Annotated in this window: 11 protein-coding genes and 1 pseudogene; 8 read left to right on the top strand and 4 right to left on the bottom strand. The window is 47.2% G+C overall.

Annotated features, from left to right (window positions below; all coding sequences use genetic code 11):
* The 6 genes and pseudogenes from QVP94_RS19300 to QVP94_RS05550 all read left to right on the top strand — a co-directional run.
* Positions 1-122, top strand: a pseudogene (locus tag QVP94_RS19300) (AMP-binding protein); the annotation flags it as partial.
* Between the two features lie 2 nt (positions 123-124).
* Entirely contained in the window at positions 125-2,083 is a 1,959-nt protein-coding gene (locus tag QVP94_RS05570) for a DUF3857 domain-containing protein (RefSeq protein ID WP_022192163.1), read from the top strand.
* Between the two features lie 13 nt (positions 2,084-2,096).
* The gene (locus tag QVP94_RS05565; RefSeq protein WP_005856854.1) at positions 2,097-3,680 is read left to right on the top strand and encodes a DUF3857 domain-containing protein; all 1,584 of its coding nucleotides are present in this window, start codon (positions 2,097-2,099) and stop codon (positions 3,678-3,680) included.
* A 101-nt stretch (positions 3,681-3,781) separates the two neighbouring features.
* On the top strand, positions 3,782-6,295 hold the full coding sequence (locus QVP94_RS05560; protein ID WP_005856852.1) for a beta-N-acetylglucosaminidase domain-containing protein: 2,514 nt from the start codon (positions 3,782-3,784) through the stop codon (positions 6,293-6,295).
* 168 nt (positions 6,296-6,463) lie between these two features.
* Positions 6,464-7,102, top strand: coding sequence for an endonuclease III (gene nth / locus QVP94_RS05555; protein WP_008772131.1), 639 nt, complete (start codon positions 6,464-6,466; stop codon positions 7,100-7,102).
* Entirely contained in the window at positions 7,099-7,980 is an 882-nt protein-coding gene (locus tag QVP94_RS05550; protein WP_005856848.1) for a hypothetical protein, read from the top strand. Before nth ends, QVP94_RS05550 begins: the two co-directional genes overlap by 4 nt.
* On the opposite strand, the gene QVP94_RS05545 is transcribed toward QVP94_RS05550, so the two are convergent.
* The 4 genes from QVP94_RS05545 to murB all read right to left on the bottom strand — a co-directional run bounded on the left by QVP94_RS05545 (position 7,977) and on the right by murB (position 13,354).
* The gene (locus QVP94_RS05545; protein WP_022192162.1) at positions 7,977-9,083 is read right to left on the bottom strand and encodes a Wzz/FepE/Etk N-terminal domain-containing protein; all 1,107 of its coding nucleotides are present in this window, start codon (positions 9,081-9,083) and stop codon (positions 7,977-7,979) included. The two genes, QVP94_RS05550 and QVP94_RS05545, sit on opposite strands and share 4 nt — an antisense overlap.
* A gap of 6 nt (positions 9,084-9,089) precedes the next feature.
* On the bottom strand, positions 9,090-11,468 hold the full coding sequence (locus QVP94_RS05540) for an SLBB domain-containing protein (RefSeq protein ID WP_022192161.1): 2,379 nt from the start codon (positions 11,466-11,468) through the stop codon (positions 9,090-9,092).
* A 117-nt stretch (positions 11,469-11,585) separates the two neighbouring features.
* Entirely contained in the window at positions 11,586-12,341 is a 756-nt protein-coding gene (locus QVP94_RS05535) for an MBL fold metallo-hydrolase (RefSeq protein WP_005862219.1), read from the bottom strand.
* A complete protein-coding gene (gene murB, locus QVP94_RS05530) occupies positions 12,341-13,354 on the bottom strand; it encodes a UDP-N-acetylmuramate dehydrogenase (RefSeq protein WP_022192160.1) in 1,014 nt (337 codons plus the stop codon). Before murB ends, QVP94_RS05535 begins: the two co-directional genes overlap by 1 nt.
* A 100-nt stretch (positions 13,355-13,454) precedes the next feature.
* Between murB and QVP94_RS05525 the strand changes: the two genes are divergently transcribed.
* Both QVP94_RS05525 and QVP94_RS05520 read left to right on the top strand, forming a co-directional pair.
* Positions 13,455-14,291, top strand: coding sequence for a hypothetical protein (locus tag QVP94_RS05525; protein ID WP_022192159.1), 837 nt, complete (start codon positions 13,455-13,457; stop codon positions 14,289-14,291).
* Between the two features lie 182 nt (positions 14,292-14,473).
* Positions 14,474-14,758, top strand: a complete 285-nt coding sequence (locus tag QVP94_RS05520) for an HU family DNA-binding protein (RefSeq protein WP_005856836.1) — start codon at positions 14,474-14,476, stop codon at positions 14,756-14,758.
* The last annotated feature ends 62 nt before the right edge of the window (positions 14,759-14,820 follow it).

Raw genomic sequence — 14,820 nt, 5'->3', positions numbered from 1 at the left:
CCAAGTACCTCCGTCCAAGGCACGTCATAGAGGCAAGCGAGATCCCCCAAACCGGAAGCGGCAAGATCGATCGTGCCGCCTGCCGGGAGCTAGCGAGAAATATCATCACAAAAACACTATAAACATGAAAAGGATTCTAACAATCACCGCGGTCTCCCTATTGGCCTTATCGCCTATGTACGGGCAGGATTCTTGCCGATACCCGCAAGATCCTACCTTGGAGAAATCGCAAGCCTACGCAGGATACGACTGCGTCACCTTGCTGGACAGCACCGCCGTCACGGTACAACCTACCGGCTCGGGGGCTTTCTCCGTATGCAAGGCTTTTAAGGTACAGACTCCCAAGGGAGCCGTCGCCAACCGTATCATCAAATACGATTACGACCCGCTGACGGCGCATGCCGAGTTTCGTTACGCCACGATCTACCGTGCGAATGGCGACGTGATCAATCTCGACGTGACTGGGGCTTGCGACTATGCCGCCCCCGCACGTGCCATCTACTGGGGCGCCCGGCAGATCATGCTGGAAGTGGGCCGCCTGCAACCGGGAGATGTCGTGGAGTACGAGATCGCCAAGAAAGGTTTCACCTACGCCTTGCTGACGGCGGGCGACGACGAGCGTTTCATCCCTCCTATGCGGGGACAGTTTTACGATATCGTCCCCTTCTGGGCTACCGAGCCTACCGTGCGTAAGGTATACCGGGTATCCATGCCGATGGAGAAAGAGTTGCAATTCCAGTTCTACCAAGGCGAATGTACCTCTTCCATGCGATATGAGGATGGACGGAAAGTATATACCTTCGCCTCCGACGATATCCTTCCTTTCGCCAAGGAACCGAATATGGTAGACCTATTCGACGCAGCCCCGAAGCTCATGATGTCCAGCACGCCCCGCTGGGAAGATAAATCCGTATGGTTCAATAAGGTTAACGAGGATTACGGAAGCTTTACCGCGATCCCGGAAGCCCAAAGGAAGGTAGACGAGCTGATCAAAGGCAAGAAGACGGAAATGGAGAAGATAGCCGTGCTGACCCACGGGGTGGCCGATAACATCCGTTACTCCGGGATCTCGATGGGTAAAGGCGAGGGTTTCACGCTTCACAACCTAAAGATGAATTATACCGATCGTTGCGGTGTCTGCAAGGATATCGCCGGTACGTTGATCGCCTTCCTCCGCATGGCCGGATTCGAGGCTTACCCGGCGATGACCATGGCGGGAAGCCGTGTAGAAAGCATCCCCGCCGACCATTTCAACCATTGCGTGGCGGTGGTAAAACTGGCTAGCGGCACGTATATGCCTCTCGACCCGACTTGGGTTCCTTTCTGCCGGGAATTATGGAGTAGCGCCGAGCAACAGCAGAACTACCTCCCGGGTGTGCCCGAAGGCTCCGACCTCTGCCTGACCCCTGTCTCCGCCCCAGAAAACCACTACGTCCGCATCCACGCTGACAACCGCCTAGACGAGAAAGGCACGCTCCGCGGACAATTCACGATCACCGCCGAGGGACAGTCCGACAGCAATATCCGCCGCATCTTCACCACCGGATGGCAATCCGACTGGCAGAACACGATGGAGAAGCAATTGCTGGCCGTATCCCCCAACGCCAAACTGCTTCGTGTAGATTACGGTAAGGACCCGAAGAACTATCAAGCGGCCCCTATCAAGATCACGTTCTCTTATGAGATCCCCGATTATGCGATCATCGCCGGAGACCAGATGCTTATCAAGCCGCTAGTCATGAATAACCTCTACAATCAAGTGAAGAGTTTCTTGCGTATCGATACGAAACCGGAAAACCGTGCGTATGGATTCAAGGACGCTTGCTCCCGTTTGGTAGAACAAGATGAGACCATCCGTCTCCCCAAAGGCTATACCCTCCTGAACGCCCCGAAGAATGACGCCCTGCGAAGCAATGCGGCCGATTTCGAAGGTTCCCTTTCACAGGAAGGCGACCGGAACATCGTCTTGCGCCAGAAGCTAGCGTTGAAGAAGCGTGTCTACGACGCGGCTGACTGGAAAGGCTTCCGTTCCGCCGTGAACGCCTATAAGAGTTATGGTGACTATTTGATTATCAAGAAATAAAAAAAGAAAGACAATGATTAAGATAACCTATAAACTGATTCTTCTCCTAAGCTTGTTAGCGATGACGGTTACTTCATTCGCCGCATCGGAGGCTGAGTACGGGAAAGTATCGAAAGCTTGGACCTTGCATGCCGACGGCAGCCAAGAATATCGATCCTCCATGGAGTTGACGCTCTTCACGCATACCGCGATGAATAGCACGTATGGCGAGAGTTTTATCGTCTACAATCCCGATTTCCAAACACTGAAGATTCACTCATCCTATACGAGGCAGAAAGACGGTACGATCGTAAAGACACCCGATAACGCCTTCGTGGAGGTCCTGCCCCGTTTCGCCGCCGACGCTCCGGCCTATAACCAACTTAAGGAAATGGTCGTGGTACACACTGGCCTAGAACTTGGGGCCACGATTTACTTGGATTACTCTATTATCACAAAACCGGGTTACTATCCGGCTCTGGATATCAACGAGCGACTACAAGAGACCTCTCCCGTGAAGGAATGCAAGGTCTCTATTTCCGTACCGGAAGGGACCCCCTTGGCTTGCGGTCTATACGGCTCCCCCGTAAAAGCCGTGGAAGAGAGCCATGACGGTATAAAGGAGGTACACTGGACACTACGGAACATTCCCGCTTCCTCCCGTGAGGCTTTCCAACCAAAGAACCGTGAGGCTTCACCCCACTTGGTAGCCTCTACCTATCCTTCAGGTAAAGCGGCCTTAGCCACTTTGGATAAGCGCTTAAAGGAATCGCAGGGATACGAGAGCAAAACCTTCGCCCAATTCCTCACCGATAAAAGCGGTAACGAACAAGAGAAGGTGAACATCATCCGAGACCATATACTCAACAATCTCAGTACCTGTCCTATCCCCATGGCGATGACCGGCTATACCGTCCGTGACATCGATACCGTTCTCCGCAGTGCCTACGGTACGCCGCTAGAGATCGCACAGCTCTTGAACGTGATGTTGAATGCCGCCGGAATCCCGTCGGAAGTCCTCGCCGTCTATCCCGGCCATCTCGATACGGACGCTTGCGGGCTGGCTGCCATCCAGACACTAGCCGTAAAAGCCACTGTCGATGGGAAAGACCAATACCTATCCGCCTCCCCGCTGACAAATCGTGGCGGACTAGATAAGGTAGTCTCCCTCTCCGGAACTTCCATTGAGATTGAGACCACACCTATTCAGATTAAGGAAAGTAGATCCGTGGCCATCTCCGCCGATCAAGCAAAAGACGGTTTCGCCATCTGCGTATTGCCAGCCATCTCCGCCGGAATCGATAGCTGGGGCATGAGTGCCTTGAACAGCAAGCGTTCCAACTTATTCGAACTCCCCTCCCTAATCAGGGAAGAGGTAACATACACGGTTACTCCCGCCGAGGGCATGAAGTTGCAGACCTCCACAAAAGAGCAAGTGATAAGCAAGCCTTTTGGTAAAGTAACCCGCACGATCACTCCGAAAGGAAATACGATTGAGGTGGTACGTACGATCGAGTTGAACAAGCAACAGTTCACTCCCGCCGAATACAGCGGCGTGCGTAGCTTGATCCATGAATGGACAAATCCGGATAACCGGGTATTGCTATTCTCCCTATAAGATCTAAATACGGAGGGCACGGAACAAATCTGTGTATTCCGTGTGCTCCGTGTTTAATTATTTCATACATTTACGAACGTTAACATTAAATCATATCGTATATGAAGACACTAAAGTATTTACTCGCCACCATGCTCCTTCTAGGCGTTTGTAACCTAACGCATAGCCAAAAGCTATCCCTAGGAATCTTCCCCGAGCCCCAAGAGGTGACTATTTCCAGCCAAACATACGCACCGTCCCATGGATATACCCTACGGGGTATAAATAATCCGGACGCAGATGCGGTCAAACTACTTAAAGAAGCGCTACCTTTTGCTAAATCCGGCAAATCTCTCCCTTTAGAGATCAAGAAGCTAAAAGACAAAACTCCGGAAATGCAACGCTCAGGTGCCTATACGCTGACGATCACTAAAAAAGGTATCATGATCGGGATCGTAGACGATAATTCCTTGTTTTACGCCGCCCAAACCCTCAAGCAATTAGCTAAATATGACGAGGGTAAGAAGATCCTGCCTCTCTGCTCGATCAAGGACTATCCGGACGTATTATTCCGGGGTACCGTGGAAGGATTCTACGGACAGCCTTGGAGCCACGCCGACCGTATCGAGCAAATCCGCTTTTACGGAAGGATCAAGCTGAACACCTATATCTATGGTCCGAAAGATGATCCTTATCACAGCTCCCCCAACTGGCGCAAACCTTATCCCGCCGAGGAAGCCGAGCATATCAAGGAACTAGCGGAAGAGGCCACCCATAACAAAGTAAACTTCGTTTGGGCCATCCACCCGGGACAAGATATTCAATGGAACCTGACAGATAGCATGAACATCCTTTCCAAATTCGAGAAAATGTACGATTTGGGCGTACGCTCTTTCGCCGTTTTCTTCGATGATATATCCGGAGAGGGAGCCCGCCCGGAAAAGCAAGCCGGCTTATTGAATTACATCCATAAGGAGTTTATTACCAAGAAAAATGACGTGCAGCCCCTGATCATGTGCCCTACCGAATACAACCGCTCATGGGCTAAGACCGATTATCTGGATATCCTCGGTACCCAACTCGACCCCGCTATCCAAATCATGTGGACCGGAGACCGTGTCGTAGCCGATATCACGAAAGAAGGCGTCGAGTGGGTAAACAACCGTATCCGTCGTCCCGCCTATATCTGGTGGAACTTCCCCGTAAGCGATTATTGCCAAGATCATTTGTTGATGGGACCCGCCTACGGCCTAGATACGCAAGCCGCCGGCACCATGACCGGATTCGTATCCAATCCTATGGAATACGCCGAGGCTTCCAAGGTCGCTATATTCGGCGTTGGAATGTACACTTGGAATATCGAGAATTACGATCCTACACAGGCATGGAAAGACGCTTGCGACTTCATCATGCCGGAGGCCTCCATGGCTTTCCGCATTTTCTGCGAGCATAACTGCGATCCGGGTCCGAACGGACATCAATACCGCCGGGAAGAGTCCGCTAACTATGTGGCTCCTATCCAGACATTCCTCGCCGGATATAAGAAAAACACGTTCCCGGAGCAAAGCGCGAATCTTCTGGGAACCTTATTCGCTCAAATCACGGCTTCCCCGAGTATGATCTATAGCCAAAGTCCCAATAAACGCTTGATCGAGCAAATCAATCCATGGCTTATCCAATTCGAGTTCTTAGGAAAAGCCGGAACAAGCGCTCTGCATATGGCGCACGCTTGGTATGAGAAAGACCGGTCTTATACGTGGCAACGCTATCTGGAAACATCCGCTTTGCTAGATAGCATGAAACTGATAAACCGCACGCTGAACCAGAAGGCGCAGCCTAAAGGCGTGAAAGTCGGATCGAAAGTCTTACACCCTTTCATCGTAGACTTATACCGCCAGACAGGTCGTAACCTGCTATCTACGGACGGTATCGCCCCGGACGAGGTGAAGGTTAGCATCCCTTCCATATTCACGAATATCGACCAATTAAAGAGCCAGCCTTGTGCCGAGGGTGACAATACGGTCGGTTACGTTCCCCTATTCGAGGTAGTCAAGGTACAACCTAACCAATATCTGGGTATCGGCTGGGAAATCCAGAAAGAAGCGGAATCCTTCTGTTTCAATCTTCCGAAAAGCAACCAACCCGGACGGGTATTCGAGTGGTCCGCCGACGGAAAGAGCTGGAGCCTAATCCCTCATGTCTCCACGGAAAACGCTAAAGATACGATCCGCACCATCGACCCGAAAGCCCGTTATATCCGTATGCGAAATAACTCGGATCAGCAAATGGAGCTATACGTACTAGGATTCACGGCGACAACCAAACAAGACCCGCAAATCAATGAGGCTCTTATGATGTACGATATGAACCTAGATACGTATAAGAACTTGAACCCGGGAGAAATGATTCATATAAAATGTGATGATATCAACGCCGTATCTTTCTTCCTCTCCGGAAGTAACGAGAATCTGGTATCCATCACCGGCCTCTCCCAAGATGGCGAGAAAAACATCGTCTATCAAGGAAACGTAGGCTACATCAAATTAAATAAAACCATGTTCGAGGATTTCTCTTCTTTAGAAATCACCACAATAGGAAAAGAATCTATACATATCCACCAGATCGTTAGGGAATAATAAATAAAAAAGTACCGATTTCTTTCTCTCTTAGATGGAAGAAGGAGATCGGTACTTTTTTATTTATTCGTACAATTCGGGTGTATCTTATTTTTGGCACATCTCCGCTTGTATATTCCTATTAAAAGTTATACCTTTAGGATGCGAAAAACAGAAACCGAAAAAGCAATGCGAAAAGAAGAAAGGTATAAAGGCGTATTAAACTGGTTTAAGGAAAACGTACCGGTAGCCGAGACTGAACTACATTATGACGACCCCTATCAACTATTGATAGCGGTAATCCTATCCGCACAATGCACGGATAAGCGAGTGAATATGATCACACCTGCCCTGTTCGAGGCTTTCCCGACTCCTGAGGTAATGGCGGCTAGCACACCGGAAGTTGTCTTTGAATACATACGAAGCGTATCTTACCCGAACAATAAGGCTAAACATCTGGTAGGTATGGCGAAAATGCTGATAGAGGATTTCAAAGGCGTGGTTCCCTCCGATATTGATGAGCTACAAAAACTGCCGGGCGTAGGAAGAAAAACAGCGAACGTAATCGCATCCGTAGTATATGACAAGCCGGCCATGGCGGTGGATACGCACGTATTCCGTGTCTCCAACCGGATCGGCTTGACCAATAATAGCAAGACACCTTTGGAAACGGAAAAGGAGTTGGTGAAGAACATTCCGGAAGAATTGATCCCCATCGCCCATCACTGGTTGATATTGCATGGAAGATATGTTTGCCTCGCCCGGAAACCGAAATGTGAGGAATGCGGATTAAAGCCTTGGTGTAAACACTTCCTAAAGCAAACATGAGGATCAGCAAGAAAGACATAACGGCATTTTTTGTCTTGTTTCTGGGTACGATCGTATGCGTGAGGTACTTTTACAAGCATATGAACGACGAGCAATTTGTCGCTACGGTAGATCCCTATAGTTTGGTCGTTCCAAGCCCCACGGCAATTTTTGCCATCAATCGTCCTCCTGTATTCGAGAAGATGATACTACCCATGGAGAATATACGCAAGGCGTTCTCAGATCATACCCCCGCTATTTTCCTTTCTTTAATACGGCAAAATCTGGAATTATCGTCTTTCCTAATCGCTTATTATCCACAAGGGGATGTCTTGTACGCCCCTATGGATAGTCATACGGCAGAGCGTATTTTCAAGCAACTGGACGTCTCTTTCACTTTTCCGGCCCAGCAACGAGAGGAAACCTCCGTTCCTGTTAGATATTATCCTGATGTTGATAAGCATTTTCTAGGTTGTTACTACCACGAGGGTATATTCGTAGCGTCCTACAACCGAAGATTATTGGTAGAGACGGTGGAAAGGCAACAGACATACCCCGCACATGTCATTCCGGAACTAACAGATCTGATTCGTAAAAAAGGCAAGCGTGGCGCAATGAATCTCTTCATCAAAAGCGCCCCTTTACATTTACGGGTACAAATGAATGACTCGACGGAGTGGAGAATGAAAAATCAATGGTTGGCAATGGATTTATTCTATAATGAAGGAAGCCTTTGCTGCTTCAACGAGCAACCCTATGAGAAAGCCTTGGAGAACTTTTACCCCAATTTATGCGATACGATAACCACCCGGATCAATCGGCTATTCCCGCAAATAAAAACCACGACACAAGTCAGTCATGACGAGGCCGTGGCATATTTTACGGTTTGCGGGAATTAAGCTCCAGTCTCTTCTTTCTTGAAAGCTGCCACAAACATATCTTTTACGAATAAATATCCGATACATCCGAATAAAGCGAGGAAGACAAAACCGACCAAGATAAGTGCCTTCTTAGGAGAAGATGCTTTCAAAGGTACGGTAGCCGGCTCGATTACGGTATACACCGGAGTTTCTTCCTGTACACGCAATTTATCTTGCTCCAACTTCTGCGCCAACGTATTGTAAACATTAAACGTAAGGGTCATCTCATTCTTCAAACGTTCCTGCTCCGTACGGTAGCTGGAAGAGATAATATTACGGTTGGCATCCTCGAAAGCAGCGTACGCACGTTGCGCTTTATAATAAGCGTCACGTGACTCGCCAAATACCTTCTGGGTAAATTCCAAATCTTGCTTTACTTTCTGCGTACGATAATTCGTAATATAATTCTGGAGGTTTTCCAAAACGACCTTTGTCATCTGAGCGGAAATAACCGGGTCCTGCATCTGTACGGAAGCCGTGATAACCAAGGTCTTCTTGTCCACGGAAACAGAAACCCGCTCCTGCAAGGCCTTCACCACCTCTTCTTGATCCTTTGTCAAATGGTAAGGATTCAAGCCCTCAGACTCTTCCTCGTCACCGGAGATTAAACTCATTACCGCACCCAACGCCTTGAATGGAGCGGAGACAATATATCCCCACCAAGCCTTACGTTGATGTTCACTCATATAATCATACAATGTAGTGCTTAACTCCTTTTCCTTATCGGTAACCTCTACCGGAAACAATTCCAACAGAAACGGGGTACTCTGCACCACATCCGGATACAAATCCGGAGAGATCGCGTCCGCACCGGCAGCGGCATTCAGATTAATCCCAGCCATAGCAGCCAAACCGCCAAGACTAGATTTTTTTGCCGCATCCTGTGTCTCTGGTGCCAATTTCACCGTAGTTGTATATTCCTTGGGAATACTGAAAGCTACAATCAAACCTACTACCACCGCAATACCACAGCCTTTCAATAAGAACTTACGCTCTTTCCACAGTTTTTGCGCCAGTTCGATTAAATCGATCTCCTGCTCCTCAGGTAACTCTTGTCTTTTTATCTTGTTTATCGTATCCATGCCTGATTAGTTTTTAATCATGTTAACAATAGAGGTAATCATCGCAGCCATAGAGGTAGCGGAGCTACTGATACTCATGATCTCAGCCAAGCTTCGGCGCTCACGTTGCGTTTTCGTCGGAACTACGATCTCACAGCCCGGCTCCACTTTCGGATAACGCTTGAAAAAGATAGCGGTACGCTTCGTCGTAGCGACCTTACCATTCATATATATTACGATCGGATACTTACGTGCGATATCATTATAACCACCGGCTTGAGACAAGCAATCCATAACCGACATACCTTTCGTGTAAGTTACGCTGTTCGGATAAGTCACGGCTCCGCTCATCTTCACCGTACTTTGCATCTGCGGGATATAAAGCTCATCGCCGTCACGAAGCACAACGTCATCGATACTACCCGGATTTGCCAACGCTTTCTCTAAATCAATACCTACGGAATAGTCCTTCACATTCATCAACGCTACACCGATGGAATCCCGGCTTTGCTTATTCGCCTCACTTAAAGCCAGAAGGGTCTCCATGCGTTTCAATTCATCTTCTGTCAACTGACGTTTCAAGCTAGCACCTTTTACATAAGACTCTGGGGTAACTCCTCCCGCTTTCGCGATAATATCACTCAAGCGAGCGTTCTTCGTAGCCAATACATAGCTACCGGCAAAAGTGATCTCGCCGTTCACCTTCACGACCTGTTGCTCATGATACCCCGGGGAGAAACGAACATAAACCTCATCGAACGGCTCCAATGTGAAGATCGTATCTCCCGCATTCAACTTGAAGTCCTCACTCAACGAGAAGTTATATACATCGGCGATCCGGTTGACATTCTGATTGGAACTAGGATCCTTCACACGACGGGCTACCTCTACATTAATAGAAGAAGCGGACTCTCTTAAGCCACCGGCCATCATGATAGCGTCCTCTATTGTCAAATTATGACGATACGGAAGCACCGTATCCGGATAATTCACGGCTCCGCCAACCTTGATCGTATAAGGTTCGCGCAAATCGAATAGGGAAGGAATGCTTAATTGGTCTTCCGCTTGCAACTCCACATCTGGAGCGGTACCGTTCAAGATACCACGAATATCCACGGCGATCATCGTAGTCGTGAAATCCGGATTCAAACGGGTAATCAAGGCACGGCCGGCGAACTCGTCTCCTTTAAGACCCGCGGCCTGTTTTACCAATTGCTTTACCGTACGAACCGACGGACTTAACTCATATTCTCCCGGACGCCATACAGCTCCCGTCACGACCAAACGATTCTCATAAAAAGGAATAACGGAATCTACCAGCAAAGAATCGCCATCCTGCATCACGAAAGAAGCGAACTTATCCTCCGAAACCGTAGAGATCTGGTAACGACTATCTGATTTACGCTTCACTTGTACGTCCTTCGTATAAGCGTCGCCGGTAAATCCGCCGGCCATATCCAGCAATTGCTTCAAGGTCTCACCCTTGCGCAACTCGAAAATACGATTACGTTTCACCTTACCTCGAACCACCGCTAACTGGTCGTACGGGCCTACCATAATCATATCGTTCTCTTCCAAACGAACATTCGTTGTGTACTTTCCGTTCAATAAATAATCATATACGTCGAGATTAGCGATTTCCTTGCTATTGCGATATACCTTGATGCTACGCAAAGAACCGATCTTATTCACACCACCGGCGGCATACAACGCATTAAATAATGTGGCGAATGAAGGTAATGTATACGTACCGGGAGCGACTACCTCGCCGACAATATTCACCTTCATGCTACGAATCTGGCTCAAACTGACGGAAACAAAGGTATTCCCCTCTCCCGAACCAGACAGCGTAGACATAATCTGGCTCAACTCCTGACGCAGACGAGTCTCAGCGCCAGCGATCGTCAATCCACTGACCGACACCGGACCTAAATTTGGTACAAGGATCGTACCATCCGGAGAGATCTTTAATTTCAAGTTTAGCTCGGAATCTCCCCATACATTAATCAATAACTCATCACCAGCGGAAAGCACATAATCCTTAGGTGTAGGGATGTTTAAATCTGGGGCAAAAGATAAGTTCTTGTTTGAGAAGATTTCATGCCCGAATACGGTATTCTCCATGGCTGAAGCAGGAAGATTATTTCTACGTTGGGCTTCTAAGGATTGTCCTTCATCGATTACCGGCATTACCCGGTCGCTAACCTTCGCATCGGTAGCGGTAGCTTGAGATCCGACTGATCCCCCTTCTTGTTTCATACGCTTGGCTAATTCCTGCTGGATCTGCGTATCCGACATTCCAGCGGCTTTCGCCTTGTCAATCAAGTCTTGCGGAACCTGTGCATACACAGATCCCGACAGCAATAAGCAACATACGCATAGTACGTTCTTAAACGATAAATTCATACAGTCTATTATTGTTTTTTATTATATACCACTCCTGCTATAAGCGACTAACTTAAAAAAGCAGCTATTCTCTAGATTTTCAGCTGGCAAAGATAAAGAATCTTTTCAATATATGACTTAAAAAGTCACCGTTAATCCATCATATGAGTAATGTACATGCGGAGGCAACTCTTTTTCAATGACCGCATGCAACCCTATGCGATGACTCATATGGATTAAATAGGCCTCCTTGGGCTGGATACGGGATATATTCGCTAAGGCTTCCTCCAGACTCTCATGCGATTGATGCTCTCCTTTCCGAAGGGCATCAATAACCAATACATCAAGGTTTTCCAACTTAGCGTACTCTTCTTCCGGAAGATATTTAAGGTCGGTCAAGTAAGCCATATTGCCGATACGGAAACCTAAGATCGGCAGCTTAGCGTGCATTACACGGATCGGAGTGATCATGACACCGGCGGCCTCAAACGGTTTCGTCCCGATCGTATGCAAAACCAAATTAGGCACTCCCGGATATTTATGCTCCCGGAAGACATAAGGGATGCGAGTCTTTATCGCCTCCACGACATTGTCTTCCGCATAAATATCCACATCTTTATACCGGCCAAAAGGACGTAGATCATCTAAGCCACCTACATGATCGTAGTGCTCATGAGTTACTAAAACGGCGTCAAAATAGTAAATCTTATTGGTTATCATTTGCCAACGGAAGTCCGGACCACAATCGATCAATATCCGTTTCCCTTCCGTCTCTACCAAGATCGAAGCCCGTAGACGCCAATCACGGGGGTCTTTACTAGTACATACCTCACATTGGCAACCTATCTCAGGATTGCCCGTAGACGTTCCTGTTCCTAAAAAAACGATTTTCATTATCCGACATATTTAACCTCAGGCATAAGCTCTATACCGAAACGATCTTTTACGGCGGTACGAATGCTCTCCGCGACCAACGCGATCTCATGCCCCCGGGCATCTCCTAAATTCACTAATACCAACGCTTGTTTCTCGTAAACACCTACCGGCCCATGGTTTTTACCCTTAAACCCACATTGCTCGATCAACCAACCGGCCGGAACCTTGATCTTTCCTTCCGAAGCGGGATAAGACGGGATTTCCGGGAATTGCTTTTTCAATTTCTCAAAATGCTCTGCCGTAATTATCGGGTTCATAAAGAAACTGCCTGCGTTGCCTAATACTTCCGGATCGGGAAGCTTCTGCCTGCGAATTGTTATGACAGCCTCACGGATCGTTTCCAAAGTAACTTCCGGATATTTCGTCAACTCCTCCTTTAAGTTCCCATAATTAACCGAAAAGCTAGGGTTCTTGGATAGTCGAAGCGTAATATAAGTTATGATGTGGGGGTCATGATGCTCATTCTTGAAATAACTATTACGATATCCATATTCACAATCCGTATTCGTAAAAGTCCGTTTCTCGAATGTCAACTGGTTATAAGCCTCCACGCTCTCGATCACATCCTTGATCTCCATACCATAAGCCCCGATGTTCTGGATAGCGGCAGCGCCCGCCTCACCGGGTATTAAAGAAAGATTCTCTATACCTCCCCAACCTTTCAATACGGCGTATGCCACGACATCATCCCAGATCTCCGCAGCCCCGACACGAAGCGATACATACTCGTCCGTTTCCGCCGAGATAGAAATCCCCTTGATTCGGGAATGGATGATAATGCCATTATAATCGTTGATGAACAATAGATTGCTCCCGCCTCCTATATGCAAGGATAAACATTCCTGAAAGTATTCATCATGTAAGATTCGTTGCAACTCCTCCTCCGTCTCATACTCCATGAACCAACGTGTCTTTACTGGGAGATGGAACGTATTGTGTTTCTCCAACGAATAATTCTGCTCTATTCTCATCGTCTATTTTATTTTTAGGGCAAAAGTAGTCATAAATAACTCATCCGCAAATTATGTAGTTCCGGATTTTTTCAGTAGATTTGTATATAGAGTTGATCGTATGGATGAGAACACGTCCGGCCTATCCGGTGAAATACAGAAGATGATCCTCGACAAGTTAAACACGTTCAATCGAGGAAAAACGTCAGACAAAGGGCGGTACTACATTCTTTTGCCTACCTCAAAGACCTTATATTATACGCTTTGGTTCTTTACGCCTTCGGCCACTTATCATCCGACGGTCTATTTGGCGAATCTCGACTTGAATGCCATCAGCTCGGTGAATAAGGCGATTAAGATGGTAAGCAACTCCTTTCTACCTTTATTTATAACGACAGATATCAAAGACTCTCCCGATAATGGAGACGATATTATTTCTTTCGGTAAATACAGAGGATACCATTTGCATGACATCTATACGATCGATCCCCGTTACGTCGTTTGGATAGCCGATAAATATGAGCCTCACGTAAAAAGCGAGATGCGTTTTAAAGAGTTAGCGGTGACCTACAGTAAAATCTATCTCGACCTACAGACCCGTAAGAAATATAAAATGCCTGTAAGCCGCTTTGTAGGAACACCGGGAGAAAAATTGAGCGATTTAAAGTTAACAATCACAAAAGTCCGCATTGAAGACGATTCTTACAAGACACAGATTATCCGTGGTACCGAATATTTCTATGTAGATCAATTGCTCACGGCCGTGGACATCGCCGGGAATTACTTTTTATTGAGGATAAAAGCGAAAGATCGTAGTCTTACCACGCAAACGTTGCCACCGGGCGCTCATGCTTTCCAAGTAGGGGAAAAATTGACTTTGACTTCCGCTAAGGTCTTAAAACATATAGAATCCCGTACTATCAAGTACACACGAATCGGGTATATCAAGATTCAATAAATGTTTCGAAATTCGCAAACTGACACATTATTAACATTTTTTGTTCTTAAAAATGTAACAAACATCTGTAGGCCTTGTTTAATAAGAAACTCAAATGCAAATGTATCTTTGCAAAACGTAACTATAAAACCAGCTTCAAAGTGTACATTTGTAGTGTTTAACAATTTAAAAAATTTGCATTTATGAACAAAGCAGAACTTATAGAGGCTTTAGCAGACAAGACCGGGTTACAAAAGCAAGAAGCAAAGAAAGTATTGGATGCTTACATCGAGATCGTAACTGAGCGTATGTCCGAAAATGAGGAAATCGTACTTGTCGGATTTGGAACACTGATCCCAAGACCGCAAACACAGCGTCTTGCCAGAAATCCTAAAACAGGTACTCCGGTAATGATCCCCGCTCGTACGACCGTAAAATTCAAACCGGGTAAATTCCTCCTTGAGGCGATGAATGCCCACCTGAAATAATAAAGTCACCGAAAACGTAGTAAAAATATCCCCGGTAAGGGGATAAAAAACCATAAGTATGA

Source organism: Parabacteroides sp. CAG:2, from assembly GCF_000436315.1.
GTDB lineage: Bacteria > Bacteroidota > Bacteroidia > Bacteroidales > Tannerellaceae > Parabacteroides > Parabacteroides distasonis.
The sequence above is the reverse complement of the archived record's forward strand: the minus strand, read 5'-3'. Positions and strand labels throughout refer to the sequence as shown.